General features: G+C 54.4%; 22 protein-coding genes and 1 riboswitch. Of the genes, 16 read left to right on the top strand and 6 right to left on the bottom strand.

Annotation, left to right across the window (positions count from 1 at the left end):
- Positions 1-56: 56 nt before the first annotated feature.
- From RX717_RS07895 to RX717_RS07825, 16 genes are all read left to right on the top strand, one after another.
- Positions 57-1,880 (top strand): TIGR03960 family B12-binding radical SAM protein, encoded by a 1,824-nt coding sequence (locus RX717_RS07895; protein WP_107632108.1) that lies wholly within the window; start codon positions 57-59, stop codon positions 1,878-1,880.
- Complete coding sequence (locus RX717_RS07890) at positions 1,873-2,541, top strand: TIGR03936 family radical SAM-associated protein (RefSeq protein ID WP_054325945.1); 669 nt, start codon at positions 1,873-1,875, stop codon at positions 2,539-2,541. The genes RX717_RS07895 and RX717_RS07890 overlap by 8 nt, the downstream gene beginning before the upstream one ends.
- Before the next feature lie 13 nt (positions 2,542-2,554).
- Positions 2,555-3,955, top strand: a complete 1,401-nt coding sequence (gene miaB / locus RX717_RS07885; protein ID WP_107630494.1) for a tRNA (N6-isopentenyl adenosine(37)-C2)-methylthiotransferase MiaB — start codon at positions 2,555-2,557, stop codon at positions 3,953-3,955.
- Positions 3,956-3,969: 14 nt separating this feature from the next.
- Positions 3,970-6,561, top strand: a complete 2,592-nt coding sequence (gene mutS / locus RX717_RS07880; protein WP_107630495.1) for a DNA mismatch repair protein MutS — start codon at positions 3,970-3,972, stop codon at positions 6,559-6,561.
- Positions 6,562-6,608: 47 nt separating this feature from the next.
- Entirely contained in the window at positions 6,609-8,540 is a 1,932-nt protein-coding gene (mutL, locus tag RX717_RS07875; RefSeq protein ID WP_107630496.1) for a DNA mismatch repair endonuclease MutL, read from the top strand.
- 11 nt (positions 8,541-8,551) lie between these two features.
- Complete coding sequence (gene miaA, locus RX717_RS07870) at positions 8,552-9,493, top strand: tRNA (adenosine(37)-N6)-dimethylallyltransferase MiaA (protein WP_107630497.1); 942 nt, start codon at positions 8,552-8,554, stop codon at positions 9,491-9,493.
- 30 nt (positions 9,494-9,523) lie between these two features.
- On the top strand, positions 9,524-9,775 hold the full coding sequence (gene hfq / locus RX717_RS07865) for an RNA chaperone Hfq (RefSeq protein WP_199855207.1): 252 nt from the start codon (positions 9,524-9,526) through the stop codon (positions 9,773-9,775).
- Between the two features lie 18 nt (positions 9,776-9,793).
- On the top strand, positions 9,794-11,050 hold the full coding sequence (locus RX717_RS07860) for an HlyD family efflux transporter periplasmic adaptor subunit (protein ID WP_107630498.1): 1,257 nt from the start codon (positions 9,794-9,796) through the stop codon (positions 11,048-11,050).
- A complete protein-coding gene (locus tag RX717_RS07855) occupies positions 11,047-11,772 on the top strand; it encodes a YggS family pyridoxal phosphate-dependent enzyme (RefSeq protein WP_107630499.1) in 726 nt (241 codons plus the stop codon). The genes RX717_RS07860 and RX717_RS07855 overlap by 4 nt, the downstream gene beginning before the upstream one ends.
- Before the next feature lie 20 nt (positions 11,773-11,792).
- Positions 11,793-12,257, top strand: coding sequence for a cell division protein SepF (locus tag RX717_RS07850; protein ID WP_054325952.1), 465 nt, complete (start codon positions 11,793-11,795; stop codon positions 12,255-12,257).
- Between the two features lie 90 nt (positions 12,258-12,347).
- A complete protein-coding gene (locus RX717_RS16005; protein WP_147573684.1) occupies positions 12,348-12,539 on the top strand; it encodes a YggT family protein in 192 nt (63 codons plus the stop codon).
- Positions 12,540-12,624: 85 nt separating this feature from the next.
- The gene (locus RX717_RS07845) at positions 12,625-13,263 is read left to right on the top strand and encodes a DivIVA domain-containing protein (RefSeq protein ID WP_054325953.1); all 639 of its coding nucleotides are present in this window, start codon (positions 12,625-12,627) and stop codon (positions 13,261-13,263) included.
- A gap of 24 nt (positions 13,264-13,287) precedes the next feature.
- Complete coding sequence (gene ileS / locus RX717_RS07840) at positions 13,288-16,080, top strand: isoleucine--tRNA ligase (protein ID WP_107630501.1); 2,793 nt, start codon at positions 13,288-13,290, stop codon at positions 16,078-16,080.
- 59 nt (positions 16,081-16,139) lie between these two features.
- Entirely contained in the window at positions 16,140-16,673 is a 534-nt protein-coding gene (gene lspA, locus RX717_RS07835) for a signal peptidase II (protein WP_107630502.1), read from the top strand.
- A complete protein-coding gene (locus tag RX717_RS07830; RefSeq protein ID WP_107630503.1) occupies positions 16,663-17,586 on the top strand; it encodes an RluA family pseudouridine synthase in 924 nt (307 codons plus the stop codon). The genes lspA and RX717_RS07830 overlap by 11 nt, the downstream gene beginning before the upstream one ends.
- Positions 17,583-18,392: an HAD family hydrolase gene (locus RX717_RS07825; protein ID WP_107630504.1), complete on the top strand. Its 810-nt coding sequence runs from the start codon at positions 17,583-17,585 to the stop codon at positions 18,390-18,392. Before RX717_RS07830 ends, RX717_RS07825 begins: the two co-directional genes overlap by 4 nt.
- An 83-nt stretch (positions 18,393-18,475) precedes the next feature.
- Here the strand turns inward: RX717_RS07825 and RX717_RS07820 are convergent, their stop codons facing one another.
- The 6 genes from RX717_RS07820 to RX717_RS07795 all read right to left on the bottom strand — a co-directional run bounded on the left by RX717_RS07820 (position 18,476) and on the right by RX717_RS07795 (position 24,592).
- Positions 18,476-19,321: a metallophosphoesterase gene (locus tag RX717_RS07820; protein ID WP_107630505.1), complete on the bottom strand. Its 846-nt coding sequence runs from the start codon at positions 19,319-19,321 to the stop codon at positions 18,476-18,478.
- 72 nt (positions 19,322-19,393) lie between these two features.
- Positions 19,394-20,011, bottom strand: coding sequence for an ECF transporter S component (locus RX717_RS07815; protein ID WP_054325960.1), 618 nt, complete (start codon positions 20,009-20,011; stop codon positions 19,394-19,396).
- Positions 20,012-20,100: 89 nt separating this feature from the next.
- Positions 20,101-20,233, bottom strand: a riboswitch (FMN riboswitch).
- A gap of 45 nt (positions 20,234-20,278) precedes the next feature.
- Complete coding sequence (locus RX717_RS07810) at positions 20,279-20,890, bottom strand: toprim domain-containing protein (RefSeq protein ID WP_107630506.1); 612 nt, start codon at positions 20,888-20,890, stop codon at positions 20,279-20,281.
- The gene (gene holA, locus RX717_RS07805) at positions 20,887-21,942 is read right to left on the bottom strand and encodes a DNA polymerase III subunit delta (RefSeq protein ID WP_107630507.1); all 1,056 of its coding nucleotides are present in this window, start codon (positions 21,940-21,942) and stop codon (positions 20,887-20,889) included. Before holA ends, RX717_RS07810 begins: the two co-directional genes overlap by 4 nt.
- Positions 21,943-21,945: 3 nt before the next feature.
- Positions 21,946-24,180 (bottom strand): ComEC/Rec2 family competence protein, encoded by a 2,235-nt coding sequence (locus RX717_RS07800; protein WP_107630508.1) that lies wholly within the window; start codon positions 24,178-24,180, stop codon positions 21,946-21,948.
- Between the two features lie 73 nt (positions 24,181-24,253).
- Entirely contained in the window at positions 24,254-24,592 is a 339-nt protein-coding gene (locus tag RX717_RS07795; RefSeq protein WP_107630509.1) for a histidine triad nucleotide-binding protein, read from the bottom strand.
- Between the last annotated feature and the right edge of the window lie 31 nt (positions 24,593-24,623).

The raw sequence follows: 24,623 nt of genomic DNA, 5'->3' as shown, positions 1-24,623 counted from the left end.
TTTATGTTATACTGATTCTGTATCTTGTTTTGGAGGAAAACGACTTGCACAAAAAGATGGAAGCCATCCTGTCCCGCGTACAGAAGCCGGCGCGCTACGTCGGCGGCGAATGGGGATCAGTGATGAAAAATAAAAAGGACGTAGACCTCAGGTTCGCTTTCTGTTTTCCGGACACCTATGAAGTCGCCATGTCTCACTTGGGTTCCCGCATTCTGTACGGCCTGCTCAACGACCAGAAAGGAATCTGGTGCGAGCGCATCTGCGCGCCGTGGATCGACATGGAGGAGGAAATGCGGCAGGCGGACATCCCGCTTTACGGTCTGGAAAGCGGCGATCCGCTTTATGAATTTGATATCATCGCGTTCACCCTGCAATACGAGCTTTCCTTTACCAATATTTTGAATATGCTCGACCTCGGCGGTGTGCCGGTGCTGGCGAAAGACCGCACGGAGCTGAAACATATGGTCGCCTGCGGTGGGCCGTGTGCTTACAATCCAGAACCGCTCGCGGATTTTGTCGACCTGTTCATGATCGGCGACGGCGAGGAGATCATGCTCGAGTTCACCGACCTGTACCGCAGGGCCAAGCGCGAGGGCTGGACCAAGCAGACCTTCCTGATTCAGGCGACACAGATCGAGGGCATGTACGTTCCTTCGCTATACGAGGTCGCTTACCACGAGGACGGCACCATCGACCGCGTTACGCCCACGCATGGCGCGCCCGCGCTGGTGCAAAAACGCATCGTCAGTGATCTGGACACCATGTACTATCCGGAATCCTTTGTTGTTCCTTCGACCGATATCGTGTTCGACCGCGCGATGATCGAGCTGTTCCGCGGCTGCCCGCGCGGCTGCCGCTTCTGCCAGGCAGGGCATACCTACCGGCCGCTGCGCACCAAGTCCAAGGAGGTGCTGCTGAAGCAGGCGGAGGCCGTGCTCAAAAACTCGGGCTATGAGGAGATTTCGCTTTCCTCGCTGTCCACCAGCGACTACGGCGACCTGTCCGGCCTGACCGAGTGCATGCTCGACTACTGTGAGCCGCGGCACATCAGCCTGTCGCTGCCCTCGCTGCGGGCGGACAGCTTCAGCGCCGAACTGATGCAGCGCGTGCAGAAAACGCGCAAAAGCGGCCTGACCTTTGCCTGCGAGGCAGGTACCCAGCGCCTGCGCGACGTGATCAACAAGAACATCCGCGAGGAGGACGTGCTGCACGCGTGTGAAATCGCGTTTCAGGGCGGCTGGAACAATGTAAAATTATACTTCATGATCGGCCTGCCGACCGAGACTTATGAGGATCTGGACGGTATCGCGGAAATCTGCAAAAAGGTGGCCTACTGCTGGCGCATGAATACCAATAACCGTGCGCGCGGCGTGCGCATCACAGCCTCGGCCTCCTGTTTTGTACCCAAACCGCAGACCCCGTTCCAGTGGGACGCGCAGGATACGCTCGAGCAGTTCCGCGAGAAGCAGGCACATATGAAGGTCATCATGAAGACCAAAAACGTCACCTACAACTGGCACGACGCCGAGACTTCAGTGCTTGAGGGCGTGATCGCCCGCGGCGACCGGCGGCAGGGAAAGGCGATTTACCTCGCTTGGCAGCGCGGCTGCAAGATGGACAGCTGGGATCAGTGCTTTGACTATGAAAAATGGATGCAGGCCTTTGCCGACTGCGGACTTGACCCTGCGTTCTACGCGTCCCGCCAGCGCCCGCTGGACGAGATATTCCCGTGGGACCACATCGGCTGCGGCACACGCAAGGAGCACCTCAAGCGCGAATGGGAGCTGTCCCGCGAAGCGGCGGTCACGCCCGACTGCATGCACAAATGCGCGGGCTGCGGCGCGAACGCCCTGCTGAAGGGAGGGAAGTGCTGTGTTTAAGGCCAGAATGAAATTTGCCAAGGAGGGACGGGCAAAGTATATTTCCCACCTCGACCTGATGCACACTATGCAGCGAGCGATGGCGCGCTGTCAGATGCCGCTGTGGTTTACCGAGGGCTTCAACCAGCACGCCTATGTGTCGGTCGCCCTGCCGCTCTCAACCGGTTATTCGGGCGAGTGTGAATTCTTGGATTTCAATATCACCTCCGAAGTAGTGCCAGAAAACGCGGTGGAAGCGCTCAACGACGTGTTCCCCGCGGGATTGCGCGCGATTGAGATTTATCCCCTCGAGGATGGGGGAATGAAGGTCGGCGCGATTGCATGGTCGCAGTACCGCATCACCTGGGGCTTTGAGGATGCGGCTCCCGCAGGCTTTACCGGCGCAGTGCGCGCGCTGTTCTGTCGCCCGTCGGTCGAAATCATCAAGCGCTCCAAGCGCGGGGAAAAGACGGTCAATATGAAGGACCTGATGTGCGATTTAACCGTTTCCGAAAGCGGAGACGAGGTGACCGCCGTCGTCACCACCGCCGCGGGCAACAATAACATGAGTCCGGAATACCTGACAAGGGCGATCCGGCAGTATCTGCCGCAGTACGATATCCCGTTCAGCGCGTATCACCGCATGAACGTATTTACGGCTGACGGCACCCCATTCCGATAAGAGGAGGCATAAAATGCCCGCTCCAGTTACTGTTTCTAAAGAACAGCTTGATAAACAATTTACCTATATCGATGCGGTAGCGGGGCTGATCCGAGACAAACGCCCGCGCGCCTATACGCACACCTTTGGCTGCCAGCAGAACGAGGCGGACACCGAGCGCATCCGCGGCATGCTGCACGAAATGGGCTACGAGATGACCAACAATGCCGATGAGGCGGATTTTATCCTGTTCAACACCTGTGCGGTACGCGAGCATGCGGAGGACCGCGCGTTCGGCAATATCGGCGCGCTCAGCCACCTGAAAAAGCGCCGGCCGGAGGTTATCATCGCCCTGTGCGGCTGTATGGCGCAGCAGGAGAAAAACGTAGAAAAGATCAAAAAAAGCTATCCGCAGGTTAGCCTGCTGTTCGGTACGCACGCACTGTGGCGGTTCCCGTCGCTGCTGTACCGCGTGCTGACGGAAAAAAAGCGCGTGTTCGATATCGGCGGGGAGGACGATATCGCGGAGGGCCTGCCTGTGTTGCGCGCACGCGGCGCGAAAGCGTGGCTGTCCATCATGTACGGGTGCAATAATTTCTGCACCTATTGTATCGTCCCTTATGTCCGCGGCCGCGAACGGAGCCGCCGGCCGGAGGAAATCGAAAGGGAACTGCGCGAGCTGATCGCCGCGGGATACAAGGAGATCACGCTGCTCGGCCAGAACGTCAACTCCTATGGTAAGGACCTGGGGCTAAATATCGATTTCGCCGGCCTGCTGCGAAGGCTGAACGCCGTACCCGGCGATTTCTGGCTGCGGTTCATGACCAGCCATCCCAAGGATGCTAGCCCCAGGCTGTTCGACGCCATGGCGGACTGTGAAAAGGTGGCAAAGCAGTTGCATCTGCCGTTCCAGTCGGGAAGTAACGAGATTCTGCGCCGCATGAACCGGCATTACACTGCGGAAAGCTATCGTACCCTGATCCAAGACGCGCGGCAAAAGATGCCTGATATCACCCTTTCGAGCGATATCATCGTCGGCTTCCCGGGTGAAACCGAGCAGGACTTTGCACAGACCCTTGCGCTGGTCGACGAGGTGCGGTTTGATCTGCTTTTTACCTTCCTGTACTCCCCGAGAAGCGGCACGCCGGCGGCCTCGTACGAGGATCCGGTGACGCCGGAGGAAAAACAGCGGCGCTTTGAACGGCTGCTCCGCGTACAGGACGAGATCGTCGCGGAACGGCAGGCTGCCTATCAGGGGAAGCGGCTCCGTCTGCTGGTGGACGGTATGGCCAAAGGCCCCGACTATCCCTATACCGCGCGCACGGAGGGGAACCTGCTCGTTTGCGTATGCGGAGACGGTATCCAAACTGGGGAATTTATCCAAGCTGAGATCGAAAAGACAACGCTTCGCTGCCTGTTTGCGCGAAAATTGTAGAAAGAGGTACGATAATGGCTGAACTCACGCCCATGATGAAGCAGTATTTCGAAATCAAAAACAAAAATAAGGACTACATCCTTTTTTACCGTCTGGGTGATTTTTACGAGATGTTTTTCGACGACGCCAAACTGGTTTCCCGCGAACTTGAGCTGACGCTGACCGGCCGTGACTGCGGCCTGGAGGAGCGCGCGCCCATGTGCGGCGTGCCGTACCACAGCGCGGAGGGGTATATCGCAAAGCTCGTGCGAAAGGGGTACCGCATTGCCATTTGCGAACAGATGGAGGACCCCAAGCTGGCAAAAGGACTGGTCAAGCGCGAGATTATCCGCAGGGTGACGCCGGGTACGGTCGTCGAAGCATCAATGCTGGATGAAAGCCGCAACAACTTCCTTGGCTGCATCTACGCGGAACAGGGCGGTATTGGCGTATGCTTTGCGGATATCACGACCGGAGAGGTCTATGCGACCGGCTCGGAAAGCTGGCAGCATATTTTCAGCGAGCTGGGACGCTTCGGTCCGCGTGAGGTGCTGGTCGGCGGCATGGCAGTGGCTGACGCAACGCTTCTTTCTTTTTTGAAGGAACGGCTGGAAGCGCTGGTAGAGCCGATGCCGGAGGATTGTTTTGACGCGCAGCGTGCTTCCGAGCGCATCTCCCATTATTTTCGCATAGAGGATTTCGATGCGGCGGGCCTGACTGCCCTGCCTCGGGCCATACAATGTCTGGGCGGCCTGCTTGACTATCTGGAGCAGACCCAGCAGGCAAGCCTTGCCGCGCTCAATCATCTGGAGGTATACCACCAGGGGCAGTATATGGAACTGGATCTGATCGCGCGCCGCAATCTGGAGCTTTGTGAAACCATGCGCACCAAGGAAAAAACAGGGACGCTGCTCTGGGTGCTTGATAAAACACGAACCGCGATGGGCTCGCGCCTTATCCGCCAATGGCTGGAGAAGCCGCTGTACAACCCGCTTCAAATCGTGCGCCGCCAGCAGGCGGTCGGGGCGCTGTGCGACGATTTGATCGCCCGTACGGCGCTGGGCGACGCGCTTAAAAGGGTGTTCGACATGGAGCGGCTGATCGGCCGCGTGACATATGGCACGGCCAACTGCCGCGACCTGCGCGCACTTTCGTCCACGATCGCGTGCCTGCCTGCGATCAGGGAGCAGGCGGCGCTGTTCGGTCAGGCCATGCTGCAGGAGCTGACGGCCAACATCGACCTGCTGGAGGATATCCGCGCGCTGGTCGAGACTTCCATTGTGGACGAGCCTCCCATCCTACTGCGCGAGGGCGGCCTGATCCGTGCTGGCTACCATGAAGAAATCGATTACCTGCGCGACCTCGCCTCCGGCGGCAAGGGGAAGATCGCGGCGATCGAGCAGCGCGAGCGTGAAAGGACCGGTATCAGCAAGCTCAAGATTGGCTATAACCGCGTATTCGGCTATTACATAGAGGTCAGCAAATCCAACGCGGACGCTGTGCCGGAGGATTATATCCGCAAGCAGACGCTCGCCAACGGCGAACGCTATATCACTGAGGAACTCAAGCAGCTCGAAAGCACCGTGCTGGGCGCGCAGGAGCGGCTGACAACGCTGGAATACGAGGTCTTCGTAACGATCCGCGAACAGATCGCCGCCGAGGTGCATCGCGTTCAGAAAACCGCGCAGGCGGTCGCTGCGCTTGATGTGTTGTGCGCGCTGGCAGAGGTAGCCTGCGACAACAACTACACCTGTCCGGTCGTGGATTTTACCGACCGCATCGAGATCAGGGATGGACGTCATCCGGTGGTGGAAAAAATGCTGGCGGACAGCCTATTCATCCCCAATGATACAGTGCTGGACAGCGGGGAAAACCGTGTCGCCATCATCACCGGCCCCAATATGGCGGGGAAATCGACCTATATGCGCCAGGTCGCGCTGATCACAATTATGGCGCAGATCGGCTCGTTTGTGCCCGCCTCCTCCGCGCATATCGGCGTGGCCGATCGGGTGTTCACACGCGTCGGCGCATCCGACGACCTGGCCAGCGGCCAGTCCACCTTTATGGTCGAGATGAGCGAGGTCGCGGATATCCTGAAGCATGCAACCAAATCCAGCCTGCTGATTCTGGACGAGATTGGCCGCGGCACCTCGACCTATGACGGCATGAGCATCGCCCGCGCGGTGATCGAATATGTCGCTGACAAGAAAAAGGTAGGCGCGCGCGCCCTGTTTGCCACACATTACCATGAGCTGACCGTTCTCGAAGAATTGGTAAAGGGCGTCAAAAATTATAACATCGCGGTCAAAAAGCGCGGTGATGACATCACATTCCTGCGCAAAATTGTGCGCGGTGGCGCGGATGACAGCTATGGCATCGAGGTTGCCAAGCTCGCGGGTGTTCCGAACGCGGTCATCAAGCGCGCCAAGGCCGTGCTATCGGACCTGGAAGCGACCATGCCCAAAATCGAGCTGCGCGCGGTCGCGGAAGAGGACGAAGTGCCGCAAATGACAATGGACAGCCTTTCCGGAAACGCGGTCGCCGAACGGCTGCGCGCGCTTCAGGTGGATACAATGACCCCGATCGAGGCACTGAACGCGCTGTATGAGTTGAAAAAGCTGGTTTGATAGGGTGTCTTATTATGCTTGACCTTGTATCCTGAAAGGAAGTAACGATGGCAATTATCCATGAATTATCCCCGCATCTGGCCGACCTGATCGCGGCGGGCGAGGTGGTCGAACGACCGGCCTCCGTCGCCAAAGAGCTGATCGAAAACGCGATCGACGCGGGTTCGACCCGCATCACGGTGGAAATCGAAAGCGGCGGCATCACTTATCTGCGCATCGCGGATAACGGCTGCGGCATGTCGGCGGAGGACGCCCCCATCGCATTCCGCCGACATGCGACCAGCAAGCTGCGAACAGAGGAAGATTTGGCCGCAATCGGCACGCTGGGCTTCCGCGGAGAGGCGCTCGCGGCGATCTCATCGGTCACGCGCATCGACCTGTTCACCCGCCAGGGGGGCGCGCTCGCCGGCCTCCATCTGCATCTGGAAGCAGGGGAAATACAGGCAAACGAGGAAGCGGGCTGTCCGGAAGGCACAACAATCGTTGTGCGCGACCTGTTTTACAACACGCCCGCGCGCATGAAATTCCTCAAAAAGGATTTCACCGAGGCAGGCTATATCCTTGGCGTGGTGCAGCATGCCGCGCTCTCCCATCCGGAAATCGCTTTTACACTGATTCGGGACGGAAAACAGGTATTTTCCACGGACGGGAAAGGTAAGCTTCTTGCGCCGGTATTTTCTGTATTCGGTAAGGAGATGACCGCCAATATGATCGAAGTGCCGAAAACCGAACGCAACGGCATGACCGTATACGGCTATATTGTGAAGCCGCACGCAGGACGGCCCAACCGATCGATGCAACATTTCTTTGTCAATGGGCGTTATGTCAAAAGCCGCTTGATGCAGGCCGCGCTGGAGGAAGCCTATCGCAACGCTATCATCACCGGCAAATATCCCTCCGGCGCGGTGTTTCTCGAGCTGCCGCTCGCAGCGGTGGACGTAAACGTCCATCCCGCCAAGACCGAGGTAAAGTTTTCACAGGAAAAGCCGGTGTTTGAGGCAGTTTATATTGCCTGCAAAAACGCGATCTCGGCGAATGACAATATGCCGCGGCTCGAACACAGGGAAAAGGAGGCTCCCGCCAGACCAAGAGAGGACCATTTGACGCAGGAGCAGCAACGGTTCGCGGTTCCGGCCCCCTCTTTTTCCACTGCACCCGTATCCAAGGCCGCTGCCGAAGAACCGCCTGAACTGGAAGACTTTTTGGTTTCCGTGCCGCCGCGTGCGCAGAAGCCGCGCCCCTATACCGGCTATGCTGCCGCGCCGCGCATCTGGGAGGGAGACCCGCCGAAGCACACATTTCGTCCCTATCCGGTCCATGAGCCTGCGCCTGCCGCTGAATCGCGTCCGGAAGCTCAGGAGCAGCAGTCCACCGCTCCCGCGCCGCAGGAGCCGCGCCTTGAACCGCTTGACACTGGCGCGCGTGTGATCGGAGAATGCTTTCAGACCTATCTGATCGCGGAGGACAAGGATGGATTGATTCTGATCGATAAACATGCCGCGCATGAACGCATCCTGTTCAATAAAATGCGCGCGGAAACCGATATGCCGCAGCAGGAGCTGCTTGCGCCGGTAATCGTGGAGTTGACCGGAGAGGAAGCGGCGGCGATACAGGCTCGGCTCGGCGATATTCGGAAAGCGGGGTTTTCCATCGATCCGTTCGGTGAAAACAGCTTTGCCGTGCGCAGCGTACCGGCCTATCTGGACAGCGGAGACGTGCAAAGCGTGATCGGCGAGCTGGCTGAAAAGGCGATGAACAGCCGCGCAACCGTGCCGGACCAACTGGACGACCTGATCCATACGGTCGCCTGCAAGGCGGCGATCAAGGCTGGCAGGGCAACGACGCAGATTGAATTGCAAGACCTCTGCGACCGTGTTCTGGCAGACGAAAATATCCGCTCTTGCCCGCACGGGCGCCCAACCACCGTGCGGCTAACGAAATACGAATTGGATAAGCTCTTCAAGCGCGTCAATCAATGAGGGAGAAAGCCATGGAAAACCGTCTGATCTGCATCTGCGGCCCTACCGCGAGCGGTAAAACAGCGCTTTCTGTTGCACTGGCGGAACAACTGCATACCGAGATCATATCAGCCGATTCCATGCAGATATACAGGGGAATGGACATCGGCACAGCCAAGCCGACCACAGGGGAGCGGAAGGGCGTTCCGCATCACATGCTGGATATCTGTGCGCCTGACGAGCCTTTTTCCGTTGCGCGCTATGTGGAATTGGCGGATGCGGCGGCACAGGACATTCTGGCGCGCGGCAGGATACCGATTGTCGCGGGCGGAACCGGTCTGTATATGGACGCGCTGATAGAATGCAGCACTTTTTCCGGCGACGAAACCGATCTTTCCGTGCGGGAAAAATATCAGAGGATGGCGCGGGAGCAGGGGAACGCGGCGGTACATGCCTGCCTGTCCGCAGTTGATCCGGAAAGCGCGGGCAAGCTTCATCCCAATAACCTCAAGCGCGTGATCCGCGCGCTTGAGGTGTACGAACAGACCGGCATGACGATCCAGCAATTGAACCGCCTGCATAAACGGTCCGCGCCAAAGTATCGGGCGGCCAAGATCGGCGTCTGTCCGGCAAGGCGGGAAACGCTGTATCAGCGGATCGACAGCCGCGTCGATCAAATGCTGATAGACGGACTGCTGGAGGAGACACGACGCCTCTGGATGCAGGGCGCGCTGACCGGAACAGCCGCGCAGGCCATCGGCTACAAAGAGCTTTTGGGATATCTGGAGGGTCTACAGTCGCTCGAGGAATGCGTTGCACTCCTCAAGCAGCGCAGCCGAAATTATGCAAAACGGCAGTTTACCTGGTTAAAAAGAGATGACAACATCCACTGGATTTATTATAATAATAGCGAGGACTTTGCTTCCGTATTACAGGATGCGACAAATTATCTGCAAAAACTCGGTGTACAATGATACCAGAAAATGTAAATTATTGGAGGAATCATTGTGCGAAACGAAATCAATCTGCAGGACAGGATGCTGAGCGTGCTGCGCCAGCAGGGACAAACGATAACGGTTTTCCTGACAAACGGTTTTCAGATGCGCGGAATCATCCGTGGATTTGATAATTTTATTGTCATACTGGAAACCGATGGGAAACAGCAGATGATCTATAAGCATGCAATATCAACGATCATTCCGCAGCGGCGTGTCGATCTGTTTACTCAGAGGGAGGAGCACCTGCCGGCGGAATAATACATATGAGGACTCAGCATGGAAGAAGAAAGAATTCCCCAGCGAAAAAAGAAGAAACGCCGCAATTATGGAAACCGGCTCGCCTTTGTCATCGCCGGCGCCGTTATCTTTGCCTATGTGTTTTTTGAAATCTTTTCCGCTTATTTCGGCGGGCTGGAAACCGAGCCGGCCGTTCAGGTTTCGGTCAACGACAGCTTTAACGCAGTCGGTTGGTTTTTCCGCGATGAAGCGCCCATCGAGGGACGGACGGGGGAATCGGCCAAACATATCGTTTACAGCGGGGAGCGCGTCCAGAAGGACGCGCCGCTCGCAACCATCTATGCGGATGAAGCGGCGCTTGCCATCAGCCGGCAGCTGGAGCCTCTGGAAAATAAAATTGAGCTTTTGGATGCCGCGCTGCAATCGTCGAACGACGAAGCGGATTCGGCAAAGATTGACCAATTGATTACGCTTGCCCTGCAGCAGATGGCCGGCCAGGTCCGCAGCGGTTCGGGGATATCGCTGTCCGCTTCTGCGGATTCCCTCCGTACCCTTTCACTCCGGCGGGAATCAGGGCATATCGATACCGCTGCAATTACTGCGGAGCGGGATGCGCTGGCAGCCGAACGGGACAGCCTGAACGCGCAGCTTTCCGGCAGGACAAGCCAGCTTACTGCACCGTTTTCCGGCTATTTTTCGGATAATGTGGATGGGTATGAACAAATATTGACTCCGGAAGTGCTGGATGAGCTGACAATCGACACATTCCACGAGCTGACGCAGCAGGGAAAGGTACAGGCGGATTCCTCTTCCATGGGGAAAATCATTCAGGGATTCAGCTGGTATCTTGTTTCAGAGGTTTCCACCGAAGACGCGAACCGGCTTACAGAAGGGCAAAACCTGCGTATAAACTTCACACAGGCCTCTATGGAAGCGCCGGTATCGGTATATTCCATCATCAAGGAGCATAACAGTGCAACCGCTCTGGTCGTGCTGGAGGGGACAAGCTTTGACAGTGAGATGGTTTCTATGAGGAGCCAGCCGATAGAGATCATTATCGCCTCCTATACTGGCCTGCGCGTTCCCAAGCAGGCGGTGCGCATGGATGGCAATGAAATCGGCGTATACATTTTAAGCGGCTCGGTTGAAAAATTCAAAACGATCCATAAATTGTACGAAACAGATTCTTATTATGTTGTGGAGCAGAGCGCAACGGATGCGGGCGCGCTGGTTGCAAAGGATCAAATCATTGTCCGCGGTAAAAATCTGCAAAATAATATGGTGGTGAGAACATGACAGAACAGGAAAAAAGCGAGCTTTACAGCCGGATACAGGCCGTACAGGAAAGGATCGACACCGCAGCGGAAAAAGTCGGCCGCGACCCGAAGGATATCATTTTGGTTGCCGCGTCCAAAATGAATGACGCTGAACGGGTGCGCACCGCTATCGCATGTGGCATCCGCGTCTGTGGGGAAAATCGGGTGCAGGAGCTGCTCGATAAATACGAGCAGAATGCCTATGCAGGGGCTGACCTGCAGTTTATCGGTACACTGCAGACCAATAAGGTCAAATACCTGATCGGCAAAGTATCCCTGATCCAGTCCGTTGGGTCGGTGCGCCTTGGCGAGGCGATCGCCAGGGAAGCGGAAAAGCGCGGCATCCGACAGGATATTCTTCTGGAGGTCAATATTGGCAGAGAGGCTGCCAAAAGCGGCCTGCTACTAGAAGAACTGGATGACGCGGTTTCCAGATTGTGTGAAAAAAAGTCGCTGCACATCCGCGGCCTGATGGCGATTCCGCCGATCGCTGACCAAACATCAAAAAACTTGAGCTATTTCACCGAAATGCACCAAGTATTTGTTGACATTTTGACGAAAAAATACGATAATGTAAATATGGATTATTTGTCTATGGGTATGACAAATGACTTCGAAACGGCGATTGCGTGCGGTGCGAACATGGTTCGCATTGGCACGGCGATCTTTGGCGCGCGGCCTTATCAGATCGTCTCGCCTTAAAACGTAAGGAGGAACTTGGTATGGGTTCGATCAAAGGCTTTATCGATTGGGTAAAGGGCGAGGAAATCGAAGATGAGTTCGAGGAGGAACTGCCCCGTAAGCGCAGCGAAGAGCCTGTGATGGGCAGCTCGCCTTCCGCTTATGACAGCATCGCTTCCGACACGGTTTCGTCCCGCCGCAGCAATAAAGTTGTCAATATCAACGCCACAACGCAACTGGCTGTTGTTCTTGTAAAGCCCGACCGCTTTGAGAATGCGGCGGAGATCGCAGACCATTTGAAAGATAAGCGCACGGTTGTCCTCAATTTGGAGCAGACCAATAAGGATGTTGCCCGTCGTCTGGTTGATTTTTTGAGCGGCGTGGCATACGCAAATGAGGGGAAAATAAAAAAAGTTGCCAACAGCACATATATCATCACGCCCTATAACGTCGATATTATGGGGGACCTGATCGATGAGCTGGAAAGCAGCGGCATGTATTTTTAAGGTTGGTCCGCTGTGATAAATCTTTTTATTTTGAATTTTGTCACGTCGATCGTTCGATGTTTGGAATTTTTGCTTTTCGCGCGGGCAATTATGTCTTGGTTCGCTCAGGGCAGGGATTCAAAGATATATGAATTCCTTTATACGGTCACAGAACCGCTGGTATTACCGTTCCGCCATTTGCTGGACGGGGTCCGGTCGTTGCGAAACGTTCCGATTGACATTGCTTTTTTGCTCGCTTTTTTTACCCTTGAGTTGGTTTTGATGCTGCTTTACAGCTTGTAATTTATGGGGAAAGCGAAGTGGTCGGGCAAAGCCCGGCCATTTTCCCGTAAAACGGCGGATATAGAATATAACGGAGGAAAACTATATGACGGTGCAGGAAATTCAGGAAATTGGTTTTGAAAAAGCGGTTTTCGGCGGATACGACATGAAATCAGTCGATACGTTCTTAGAGCGGGTCGCCGAAGAATTCGCCTCCATGCAAAAGGAAAACGCTGCACTCAAAGCGAAAATGAAAGTGCTCGTCGATAAAATAGAGGAGTACCGCGGTGTGGAGGACGGCATGCGCCGGGCGCTGATGAGCGCGCAGACCATAGCGCAGGATACGATTGACAAGGCGAAAAAGGAAGCGGAGGAAATCGTTTCCGTCGCCAAAAATGAAACCGAAAACAAGGTGAAAAGCACGCAGGACGAGATACAGCTTGAGGAGCAGAAGCTCGAGGCTGCAAAAAAGAACACCATCGAGTTCATAGCGCGCGTTTCCGCTGTTTATCAGGCGCAGGCCAAGGCGCTTGTAGAGCTGGCGAAGGGGGAGAAGTTAGTCCGTCCGCAGCCGGCGTCAGCCGAGCAGGCATCGGAAAAAGCACCGCAGGCTGCTGCGGCGCCATCCAGTGCGGAAGCGGCTCCGCTGGAAAAGGCTGATGCGCCGATCGCGGATGCGACACGCAAATTTGACTTTGGCGAGCTGAAATTTGGCGCGGATTACGATCCGAAAGAAGTAAAGTAAAAGCGAAAGGACTGACACTGCAACATGCAGCAGGATTACAATAAGACGATCAATCTTCCCAAAACCGATTTCCCGATGCGCGCCGGCTTGCCGAAGCGCGAACCTGGCTTTTTAGAGGGCTGGGAAAAGCAGGACATCTATCATGAGATGATGAAAAAGAACAAAGGCAAGCCGCTTTTTGTGCTGCACGACGGCCCTCCTTATGCCAATGGCAATTTGCATATGGGCCATGCGCTCAATAAGATCTTAAAGGATTTTATTGTGCGCTCCCGCAATATGATGGGGTATCAGGCGCCGTATATCCCGGGCTGGGATACGCACGGTCTTCCGATCGAGCGACAGGCAATCAAGGCATACGGCATGGACCGTGATAAGGTTTCCACTGCGGAATTCCGTTCCAAATGCGAGGAATTTGCGCATAACCATGTGAACACGCAGCGGACGCAGTTCAAGCGTCTGGGCGTAATCGGCGACTGGGAGCGTCCATACCTGACGCTGACACATGATTACGAAGCCGCCCAGATTGAGATTTTCGGCGAGATGGCAAAGCGCGGGTACATCTACAAGGGCATGAAGCCGGTCTACTGGTGTCCGCACGATGAGACTGCGCTGGCTGAAGCGGAAATCGAATATCAGGATGAGCCCTGTTCCTCGATTTATGTCAAGTTTCATGTAACGGATGACAAGGGCGGCAAAATCGCCTCCATTACCGGCGGGCTGGAAAATGTCTATTTTGTGATCTGGACCACAACCACCTGGACGTTGCCGGGCAACCTTGCGATCTCGGTCAATCCGGTGTTTGAATATGATCTGGTCAAGGTTCCGTCAGGCGATATTTATGTGCTCGCCAAGGAACTGGTCGAAGCCGTTATGAAAGCAGCCAGGATTGATTCCTGGGAAGTGCTGGGTACGCTGCTGGGCTCCGATTTGGAGCTGATGCGCACCAAGCACCCGATCATGGATCGCGAGAGTCTTGTGATTTGCGGTAACCATGTTACACTGGACGCCGGTACTGGCTGCGTTCATACCGCGCCCGGCTTCGGCGCGGATGACTTCATTGTCTGCCAGAAGTACGATATTCCGATCATCGTACCGGTTGATGGCAAGGGGATGACGACCGCCGACGCGGGCAAATACGCAAATCTGTATTATGAAAAGTCCACGCCGGTCATCTTGGAAGATCTCAAGTCCTGCGGCGCGCTGCTGGCAATCGAAGAGATCGTACACAGCTATCCGCACTGCTGGCGCTGCAAGAACCCGATCATTTTCCGTACGACCGAGCAGTGGTTCTGTTCAGTGGATGCACTCAAGGATGATGCTGTCAAGGCATGCGAGCAGATCAAATGGATTCCGGCCTGGGGCGAAGAGCGCATGACTTCCATGATCCGCGAACGTTCGGATTGGTGTATTTCCCGCCAGCGCGTATGGGGCGTGCCGATCCCGATCTTCACCTGCAAAAAATGTGGCAAGCCGCTGGTGAACGAGCGGACGATTCAGCTTGTTGCGGACCTGTTCCGTGACAAGGGATCGAACGCCTGGTTCGATATGCAGGCATCTGAAATTCTTCCATCGAATATCAAATGCGAGTGCGGCTGCAGCGATTTTGAAAAAGAAACCGATACTATGGATGTCTGGTTTGACTCCGGCTCATCCTGGCGCGCAGTCATTGAAAACCGCGAGCATCAGGCGACACCGGTGGATGTATATCTGGAGGGCAACGACCAGTACCGCGGCTGGTTCCAATCTTCCATGCTGACGTCGATTGCCACGCAGGGCAAAGCGCCCTATAGGACGGTTATCACCCACGGTATGATCGTGGACGAGGAACGGCAGAAAATGTCCAAATCGCGCGGCAACGGCATTTCGCCGGATGATATTCTGGCACAGTACGGCGCGGATGTAATGCGCCTGTGGGTTGCATCCTCGGATTACCGGCAGGATATGCGTATTTCCAAGGACATGCTGGGGCATTTGTCACAGAATTACCTGAAGATCCGCAATACAGCGCGTTATATCTTGGGCAATCTGTTTGACTTTAATCCCCAGACTGATAAGATTGCGTATACGGAATTGCCGGAGCTTGACAAGTGGGCGCTGATGAAACTGAACGAACTGGTTGCCAAGGTTCGCGAGGGATACGATTCCTATGAGTTCCACACGGTATTCCATACAATCCATAAGTTCTGCGTTGTTGATATGTCCAATTTCTATCTGGACGTGATCAAGGACCGCCTGTATTGTGATGATACGACGGGCCTGAGCCGCCGTTCGGCCCAGACCGCAATGTATAATATCCTCAGCGCGCTGGTGCGCATGCTTTCCCCGATCCTGTGCTTCACTGCGGACGAAATCTGGCAGGCTATGCCGCACACAGAGGAGGACGACATCCGCAACGTAGCGTACAATGAAATGCCTGCTGTAGACGATTCCTTGGCGTTCAGCGAGGAGGATTGTGAAAAGTGGAACAAGCTAACCGCATTCCGCGATGATGTCAACAAGGCGCTCGAAGGCGCTCGGAATGAAAAAGTCATTGGCAAGCCGCTGGAGGCCAATGTCACTGTGTATGCAAACCAGGATACGGCGGCCTTCCTCATTGGCTGCGGCCAGGATTTGGCTGATCTGTGCATTGTTTCCGAGCTTGCTGTTGTCGCGGGTGAGGGAAGCGGCATGGTGAGCGAATACCTCCCTGGACTGAAGATTGCAGTCGGCCGCGCTGCGGGTGAGAAGTGCCTGCGTTGCTGGAAGCAGTCCCAGTCAGTCGGGGCCAACGCGAAGCATCCCGCCTTGTGCGCGCGCTGCGCCGAGGTTGTCGGCTAAATGAAAGCGAAAGGGGAACAGAATTTTCTGTTCCCTTTTTATGATAGGAGTCAATATGTATGCCATTATTTGTCTTCGCGGCACTGATTATGGTCGAAATTGACCAGCTTGTTAAATCTTGGGCGCTGAATGAACTGAAAGATCTGCGCACCCTACCGATTATTGGCGACGTATTCCATCTGACCTATGTAGAGAATCGAGGCGCCGCATTCAGCCTGTTCTCCCAGTTTGATTCCCGATGGATCTTTGTTGCGCTGGCTTGCGTTATCACCGTGGTCATTCTGGTTCTGCTGCAAAAAAAAGTAATGCAGACGCAGCTTGGACAATGGTCCCTGGTCCTGATTGCCGCAGGTGCGGTGGGTAATGCGATCGACCGTGTGATACACGGTTTTGTCGTGGATTTATTCGATTTTCGTCTGATCCATTTTCCAGTATTCAATGTCGCGGACATCTTTATTTGCACGGGCGGCGTGCTTTTCGTCCTGTATGTCATGTTCCAGCACAAAGAGAAAGAAGAACAGCCGCCGAAAGAAGCTGCAAAGCTCACAGAAGAGGACGAACAGACAATTTCGGAGCAGGCGCATGAAGAATAACTTTCGGTTATCCGTACCGGATACGGAATCCGGTCAGCGGATCGACAGCTATTTGGCGGAACAGATTCCAGGCTTGACCCGCTCTACAGTGCAGAACCTGCTTGCGGAACAGGCTGTCACCATTGCGGGCAAGGCTGTAAAAAAGAATTATAAGCTGTCGGGTGGAGAGGATATCCTGGTCCAGCTTCCGGAAGTGCGGGAGGTAGACCTGAGTCCCGAGGATATCCCGCTGGATATTATATATGAGGATTCAGACATCATTGTCGTCAACAAACCGCGCGGGATGGTCGTTCATCCCGCTGCCGGAAACTGGTCCGGCACTCTGGTAAACGCACTGATGTTCCATTGCGGGACCAGCCTGTCGGGTATCAATGGCGAACTGCGTCCCGGCATTGTACACCGGATCGATAAGGATACCAGCGGGTTGCTGGTTGTGGCCAAAAACGACACCGCACATCAAAGCCTCGCGGCACAGATTGCGGCGCATACCGCGTTTCGTGGGTACGAAGCAATCGTCGTCGGATCCCCTAAACTGGACAGCGGGACCATCGATAAGCCGATTGCACGCCATAAAACCGATCGCAAAAAAATGGCTGTGATGGAAGGCGGACGGAACGCCGTGACCCATTATAAGGTGTTGCATCGTTTCCGCAGTTATTCCCATATGGCCTTTCAGCTCGAAACCGGACGGACGCATCAGATCCGCGTGCATATGGCGTCGGTCGGGCATCCGATTATCGGCGATCCGCTGTACGGCCTTGCCAAAGACCGTTTCGCTCATATCGGCGGACAATGCCTGCATGCCGCGCGCCTTACCTTACAGCATCCGCGAACAGAGGAAGTCATGTGCTTTTCTGCACCGCTCCCTGACTATTTTACGGATATTATTGCAAAACTGGAGAAGATGGAATGAATAAATTTGAGGGAATGCTGCTGGCCTGTGATATGGATGGCACCTTACTTGACAGCAGCCGACGGATATCAGAACGGAATGAACGCGCACTGCGGTATTTTACGGAGGAGGGAGGACGCTTTTCCTTAGCCACTGGGCGCGCGCCCGGGGCAATCCGCAGCTACCTGCCGCAGCTTCCGTTTAATGCACCGTACAGCCTTCTCAACGGGTCGTTGATTTTAAACGAACAGCATCAGGTAATGCGCTGCGCCGGCATGCCGGTGGAAACAAAGGAATTGATTCAGACAACTTTGTTAGAATTTTCACAAATAGGTTGCGAAATTTTTATTGGCGACCGTATCCTGGTATGCCAGTCAAGTGAAGTAACCGAACAGCATATGCGCACCCTGCATTTGGATTTCGAGACGGTTTCTCCGAACCGTCTTCCGGATACTACAAATTGGTGCAAAATCAATTTTACAGGCGATCCCGCGCTTATGAATCAGGTAAAGGCGTTTTTGAAGCCATATCAGGATCGGTTTTGCATGGCATCAAGTATGCCTTCATTTTGGGAGGTTACGGCGCAGGGCGTCAACAAAGGAACCGCCCTGGAAACGATCGCACAAAACTGCGGAATACCGCACGACCGGATATTCGCCGTTGGAGACAGCTATAATGATGAGGATATGATCCACGCAGCATATCTGGGTTTTGCACCAGCAAATGCGGACGATGGGATATTACAGGCGGCAGACATCCATGTCCGAGAGAATGACCTGGATGCGGTCGCCGCAGTAGTCGAATATTTGGAAGCGCATTATTCATGATGCGCTTCTTTTTCACCCCCTCAATTATACAAAACTTTTCTTTTGTATAATTATATATATCTTCTTTTTAGAAAGCACCCTCTCTATTGGGGAGCGATATCAACGACGACAATCTCCGGCGGATTAAAAACACGGGGCTTCCAATCCAATACCAGGCCGCGTCCCACAATTTCCGTCATAGCACCAATTTGATACTGGCCACCGGCGTATTCCGGAAAAAAGCCTTGATTGGGCGCAATCAGACCATTCATGATATACGGGATTCTCCATTGGCCGCCGTGTGCATGACCGCAAAGCGTTAAATCAAACGGATGCGCAGCGTATTCCTCTATATATTCCGGACGGTGCGCCAGCAGGATATGAAACGCATCATCCTTGAACAGGTCGTCAAAACTTTGCAGCGCTTTCCGGTAGGACGCTGCATTCCCATATGAGCTTGGCACGCGGTCGCCATAGGCTGCCGGATCATCCACACCGCAGATCACATATTCTCGGCCGTCCACTGTTATACGCTCCCGTTCATTATGTAAGACGTGTATTCCATAGGACTCTATCATCCGGAATATCTGCTCCGGCTCACTGCTCCAATATTCATGATTGCCGGATACATAATAGCATGGCGCGATTTCTGTAATCTGTTTTAGCAGCAGCTTTGCGCCGTCCTGCGGTTGTTTATCGTCAACAATATCGCCGCATAGTGCGATAATATCCGGCTGCAGCTCCTTCACCCTGCGAAGAAGCGGTGTCTGGTCATTTCCGTAAACATAGCTGTGCAGGTCGGAAAGCATGACGATGCGCAGCCTTTCCTCTGCGTTGAGTTTGGGCGTTGACACCGTATAGCGACGTGGCGTCAATCCGCAATATAGGCCGCATATCCCCACGCCGACCGCGCACATCAGGACAGCGGACAATATCCGTTTTCTTTTCATTACTGGGACTCCTTTTTTTCTTTATTTATTAAAAAAAGCGCGGCAGGTCCTCTCCCCTCCGCGCTTTTTGGTTCAGCCCACCTGCTGGCTTTTATGATGCAGGTCAATCTGTTTGGATTTAATAAATACGCTAAGCTTTTTGTAAGCCAGCATCGTAATCACCGTCAAAATTACACCCTTAATCAGATTGAACGGCAATATGCCAAACAACAAGTATGCACTCATCCCATCAATCGCAGGATTGACCGCAGCGCACATCTGGAATATCGCATCCAGATTCCACCCCATTCCGTTCACATAAAACGGAATAATGAGAAAATAGTTGGTCAGCATCCCCATGCAGGCCATGGCCACCGCGCCGACGGCGCAGCCGATAACCGCAAATTTACGGCTTTTGTGCATGCGATAAAGCAACACAGCAACAATCACCAGGGTGGAAAGCATCAGAAAATCCGCCAATTCTCCCGAACCGGCCGTTTGGCTCTGTGTTAAATGGATCAGATCCTTGATACCGATCATGGTAATCGCCGGGCCAATTCCAAAAATAAACGCGCCGATCAGGACCACCGCTCCGGAAAGGTCCACTTTGAGAAACGGCGGCATAAACGGGATCGGGAATTCAAAATACATAAGAACGGTAGCGATTGCCGCAAATACGGCGGTATAGGTGATCTTGCTTGCTTTTGTCATGGTTCTGTCTCCTTTGTAAGGAGTTCTGTTTGGTTGGGTAAATAAAAAGCCCTTGGAAATCTCCAAGGGCGTGCAGACGTACCGAGATACACCTGTTTCTTTCATCCGGACTATAACCGTCGGTTGGGATTCACACCCATCATGCCTTGCGGCTCGCAGACTATCAGGAACGACGCCCTGTATACTGCCGGTGGAGACTTTCACTCCGCCCTGAAACAGAACTGATTTAATTTACGCTTTTATTATAGGTCAATTAGGATGGTTTTGTCAATGGTTTTCAGAAAAATGCTGCAGGATGGCCTCAATTTCCTGCCGTGTTCCGACTGCATTGATAAATTCCAGCAGTGCGTTGGCCGTCATATGCGCGGGCAGCGCCAGCTCCTGCAGGAGCCGCTGCCGCCGCGCCGCACTGTCAGTCCGACCGGTCAGTCCCCATGTATAGAAATCCGCTTTCGTGATCGGGCTATCGGAGGTATCCCTCCCTTTTTGCGCCTCCCCATCCAGAAAGGTCGCACCAGCCCTGCGCAGCGCGTCGCACAGAATATCCGGCCGCATTCCTTCGACGCCGAGTTTGCCCTCTTTGGAAGCGTGCCGCTTGCGTTTTTCCTTTCCCCAAACATCCGGTACATACGCCTGCTTGATGCGATCCCGAGGCAGTACGCCTTTCAGATAATTCCGGATCACAAAGCCCGCTCCATCGCTATCCGTCAGGACAATCAACCCGCGTGCCTGCGCGATACGCCGCAGCAGCTTCAGCCGGTCCTTGTCATGGAAGATACGGAAGCCGCCGGTCTCTAATACAACGGTATCCACCACCTGTTTGAGCGTATTGATATCATATCGTCCCTCTACAAGGATCGCTTCCCGAATACGGATCATGCACGCTCCCCCTTCTGCGCGGATGCAAGCGCAAGCAGGGTCAGCTCGATCTGCTTCTGCCGGTCGACAGCGCTCCCTTTCAGCGCGGTATCCGTCTGCGCGCAAAGAGACGCCGCCTGTCGCAGCCAGTCGAGTGAAACGCGGCGCGCGGCATTCTGTATCTGTCGGGCATAGTACGGCGATTTGGAGCCGATCAGCTCCATCAGCAGCCGCTCCCCTCCCCTTGCGCTCTCACACAGCTTAGCGCCGTATAGACGCTGAATGTGGCGCGTAATGGTCGTGAAAATCATAACCTCATTGTTTTTTTGCGCAATCAGCTCGCCTACCAGAGAAACCGCCCTGTCGAATTTACCCGCCGTGATCGCATCCGTCAGATCGAAAATAACCGCGTCCAGAACCGGCGAGCATACCGCGTCGATATTATATTTGCGGATCTCCCCTGTTGTCGTATGCGCGGCCGCCTTATCGATTTCGCCGGCCAGATTGGTCATCGAATTTCCGCACAGGAATATCAGGTATGAAGCGTTATCCGAGGTAATCGTGCAACCAAGCGACCGGACCCGCCGCTCAATCCATGCAACCAGCTCATTCTCCTCCAAACGGCTGCATTCCGCGATGCAGGCGGTTTTCTCAAGCGTTTTATAGAGCTTTGTCCGTTTATCGAGCTTGCCCTCCAAAATGTCATAATAAAACACCAAGCATACATAGTCCGGCAGATCGCTGAGCATCTCGGGCAGTAAATCACCAAATCCGGCCGGCGGCTTGGAAAGGTCAAAGTCGGTAATAATAATCAACTTTTTCTCCGACATGGCCGGATAACTGTCGATCGCCTCGGTAAGCTGCTCCGGAGTCAGGCCTTTCCCCTCATATTCCAGCAGATTAAAATCTGCAAAGGCAGCATCCACTACCTTTTCCTTGAGTTGGCGCAGGTAATGCGCTTTCATATAGTCCTCGTCACCAGTTATGATGTATAAAGGCGCAAAGGAACACTCTTTCAGATCGTGGATCAGCTTTGCCTTGCCGTTATTCGCGTTCTTTCTGGGTACAGCCATGCGCTATCCCTCCTTTTTGTAGCGTTCCTGCAGTTCGCCGGTGAAATATGGGCTTTCAATCGGCGTTCCCTCAAATTTATGCAGCACGTCCCCTGTGCTGGACTGCAAAATGATCCGCTGCGCGTTTGTATCTGATATAAGCTGACGCAGCAGCACGGTATCCTCCATATTCCGTTGTGAGAGTACAATATCCGGTGCGGAATACGACTCGGTTTCAAAGAATGCCGCAAGCTGTTTTTGCGTAGGACTGTGCAGCACTAAAACATAACCGCCAATCTGCACGCCAAGCTTACCGTCACAGACAGGAAAAACCGTGACCGGCGCGGCGGCGTCCAACTGCACCGTATCCTCTACGATCTCCGCATCCGCCTCCGCAACCAATTGCAATAACTCTTTGTTGTGCTGCGTCTCTTTGCAGCCGTTCGGAATCAAGATTTGTTCGACCGACGTATGCTGCAGCAGTTCAGGTAGATCGCGGGCATGCCCCTTATCCACCGCAGTCAAAACCAGTGTGTCAACCTGCCGGAAGCCGTTCCACTGCATCCATTCCCGCACGGATGCCGCAGCATTACGATATCCTCCGTCCCCCGCGCAATCGATAAGCGTCATGTTGCCAACAGCGTCGGATACAATGATTGCCTGCCCGCTACCACACGGAAGATAGGTCACGGAGTAGTGCTGCCGGTTATAATATGCGCCCGAAGCCGTGATGCCAAACAGCACAAGGCAGAAAACAGGCAAAACATAGCGCCATTTGATATGAGCGCCTGCAAGCAGCCATGCTAAAATTCCAGCTAAGGACAAAACAAGCGCGGCAATACCAAAGCTGTCCGCCCAGTTAATCAGGCCGAACGGCAGGCCTGCAATCCAGTTGCAGATATCGAGGATATAGGTCAGCAATGGAGTGATCGCTTTTGCGAACAGCGTTGCTAAAAATGGGAAGAACACCGATGTCAGGCAAACCAGAAAACCGCCGATAAAACATACGGCAGTCACGCCGACGACCAAAAGATTGCTGAGTAGCGACAGAACGGAGACATAACCGAAAGCGCTGAGGATAATCGGTGTGGTAAAAATCGTCGCACATACCGTGCAAGAGACCGATCCGACAACTACGGACAGGATGCGGTACACCATTTTCGGAAAAGGCCGGAACGGCTTCATCATCCGCCGCTGCATTTTGCCGGCCAACAGGATCAGCCCCAGTGTGGCGCTAAATGAAAGCTGCAAACTGAGACTTGCGATTGCGTAAGGATTGAGGATGAGCAAAAGCGCGAGTGCTAAAAACAGGGAATTCAGACTGCTTGCTTCTTTGCGCAGCAGAAAAGCGCCGGCCGTGACCAAATACATGACCGCTGCACGGATTACGGACGGGCTCGCTCCGGCGATCGGCACAAATAAAAGGATGAACGGAATCGAAACCAGCGTACCGATCCTGCGGCCTAACAACGAGCAAAACGCCACCAAAAAACCGATATGCAGACCGGAAACCGCGACAAGATGGCTCAGTCCAGCGATGCGGAGTGCCAGAGCATCCGCATCGCTGATCCCAGATTTGTCGCCCAATAAAAGTGCTGTGAGCAGACCCGCCGGCCGCTCCGGAAGTGCGCCCGCAATCGCCTGCTTGCAGTAGCGGGCAATCCGCTGCGGCAGAAAGCGCGGCGTGTCCCGTTCGGTACCGGTCATCTCAAACCGGACGGGCGTGTCTTCCTCCGTTTGGTTATAAGAGGACGCAATAAAACAGCGGTTAGATGCCTGATATACCGCACGGTCAAATCCCTCGGCAGTGCCCGGCAAATAAAATCCAACGTTGACCACAATATGATCCCCTGCATAGAGCGGGGTATCGGTCAGCGGAAGGTAGCAAAAGGTACGGAACGTCTGCTCCACCTCTCCGTTATGGGTGACGGAAAGCAGAGCACGCTGGCTGTCCTCATAAACGTCTGGATCTTCCAACAAAACAGCCTGGATATCCAGGCTTTGTCCATTCAGATGCCGGATTGGCTCGACAATATACAGGTTATAAATCGAGAAGCCGCAGAAAGCCAGATGCGCTGCGGCCAGCATGCCAAACAGCGCAAACGCCTTGTTCCGGTAGATGAATATACCGGCGAGCAGCAAAAACACGGCTAGCAAAAGCAGCGAAACCATCGGACTGGGAGCCCAGTCAAGGCAAACCGCGCAGAAAAGAGCCGCCGCAATTGCCGGCACCAAATAAATCAGCGGACGCTCCAGCATAAAAATCCCCTTCCGGCTTTTCTGTTTCAAAAAAGAAGTGGCACGGTCGTGCCACTTCTTTGCAACTGCTGTATCAGCCCGGCGGCCAAGTCATATCGCGGCCGGAAAGCACATGGAAGTGCAGGTGGAACACGCTTTGCCCTGCCTGTTCTCCGATATTGGATACGATGCGGAAGCTTTCCATGCCCTGTTCCTTCGCGACTTTTGCGATCACCTCAAAACAGTGGGCAACTACCGCGCTGTTGGAATCATCCACCTCCGCAGCGGAGCGGATGTGCTGCTTGGGAGTCACGAGGAAATGCGTCGGCGCCTGGGGATCGATATCATAAAAGGCATAGCACAGCTCGTCCTCATAGACCTTTTTGGAAGGGATATCCCCGGAAATAATTTTACAGAACAGACAATCGCTCATGACGACCTCTCCTTTCTGATACCAGTATACC

The organism is Intestinibacillus sp. NTUH-41-i26, from assembly GCF_032769475.1.
Classification (GTDB): Bacteria; Bacillota; Clostridia; order Oscillospirales; family Butyricicoccaceae; genus Agathobaculum; species Agathobaculum ammoniilyticum.
Note: the sequence above shows the minus strand (reverse complement) of the source record. Positions and strands in the feature narration are given on the sequence as shown.

Bases quoted from the DNA above. Each gene is read 5' to 3' on its own strand.
- holA (WP_107630507.1), bottom strand. From the start codon at position 21,942: ATGGCTGTACCCAGAAAGAACGCGAATAACGGCAAGGCAAAGCTGATC.
- RX717_RS07855 (WP_107630499.1), top strand. From the start codon at position 11,047: ATGACAGAACAGGAAAAAAGCGAGCTTTACAGCCGGATACAGGCCGTA.
- RX717_RS07825 (WP_107630504.1), top strand. From the start codon at position 17,583: ATGAATAAATTTGAGGGAATGCTGCTGGCCTGTGATATGGATGGCACC.
- RX717_RS07845 (WP_054325953.1), top strand. From the start codon at position 12,625: ATGACGGTGCAGGAAATTCAGGAAATTGGTTTTGAAAAAGCGGTTTTC.
- RX717_RS07795 (WP_107630509.1), bottom strand. From the start codon at position 24,592: ATGAGCGATTGTCTGTTCTGTAAAATTATTTCCGGGGATATCCCTTCC.
- RX717_RS07820 (WP_107630505.1), bottom strand. From the start codon at position 19,321: ATGAAAAGAAAACGGATATTGTCCGCTGTCCTGATGTGCGCGGTCGGC.
- RX717_RS07895 (WP_107632108.1), top strand. From the start codon at position 57: ATGGAAGCCATCCTGTCCCGCGTACAGAAGCCGGCGCGCTACGTCGGC.
- lspA (WP_107630502.1), top strand. From the start codon at position 16,140: ATGCCATTATTTGTCTTCGCGGCACTGATTATGGTCGAAATTGACCAG.
- RX717_RS16005 (WP_147573684.1), top strand. From the start codon at position 12,348: ATGTCTTGGTTCGCTCAGGGCAGGGATTCAAAGATATATGAATTCCTT.
- RX717_RS07815 (WP_054325960.1), bottom strand. From the start codon at position 20,011: ATGACAAAAGCAAGCAAGATCACCTATACCGCCGTATTTGCGGCAATC.
- RX717_RS07850 (WP_054325952.1), top strand. From the start codon at position 11,793: ATGGGTTCGATCAAAGGCTTTATCGATTGGGTAAAGGGCGAGGAAATC.
- RX717_RS07830 (WP_107630503.1), top strand. From the start codon at position 16,663: ATGAAGAATAACTTTCGGTTATCCGTACCGGATACGGAATCCGGTCAG.
- mutS (WP_107630495.1), top strand. From the start codon at position 3,970: ATGGCTGAACTCACGCCCATGATGAAGCAGTATTTCGAAATCAAAAAC.
- RX717_RS07800 (WP_107630508.1), bottom strand. From the start codon at position 24,180: ATGCTGGAGCGTCCGCTGATTTATTTGGTGCCGGCAATTGCGGCGGCT.
- mutL (WP_107630496.1), top strand. From the start codon at position 6,609: ATGGCAATTATCCATGAATTATCCCCGCATCTGGCCGACCTGATCGCG.
- ileS (WP_107630501.1), top strand. From the start codon at position 13,288: ATGCAGCAGGATTACAATAAGACGATCAATCTTCCCAAAACCGATTTC.
- miaA (WP_107630497.1), top strand. From the start codon at position 8,552: ATGGAAAACCGTCTGATCTGCATCTGCGGCCCTACCGCGAGCGGTAAA.
- miaB (WP_107630494.1), top strand. From the start codon at position 2,555: ATGCCCGCTCCAGTTACTGTTTCTAAAGAACAGCTTGATAAACAATTT.
- RX717_RS07860 (WP_107630498.1), top strand. From the start codon at position 9,794: ATGGAAGAAGAAAGAATTCCCCAGCGAAAAAAGAAGAAACGCCGCAAT.
- RX717_RS07810 (WP_107630506.1), bottom strand. From the start codon at position 20,890: ATGATCCGTATTCGGGAAGCGATCCTTGTAGAGGGACGATATGATATC.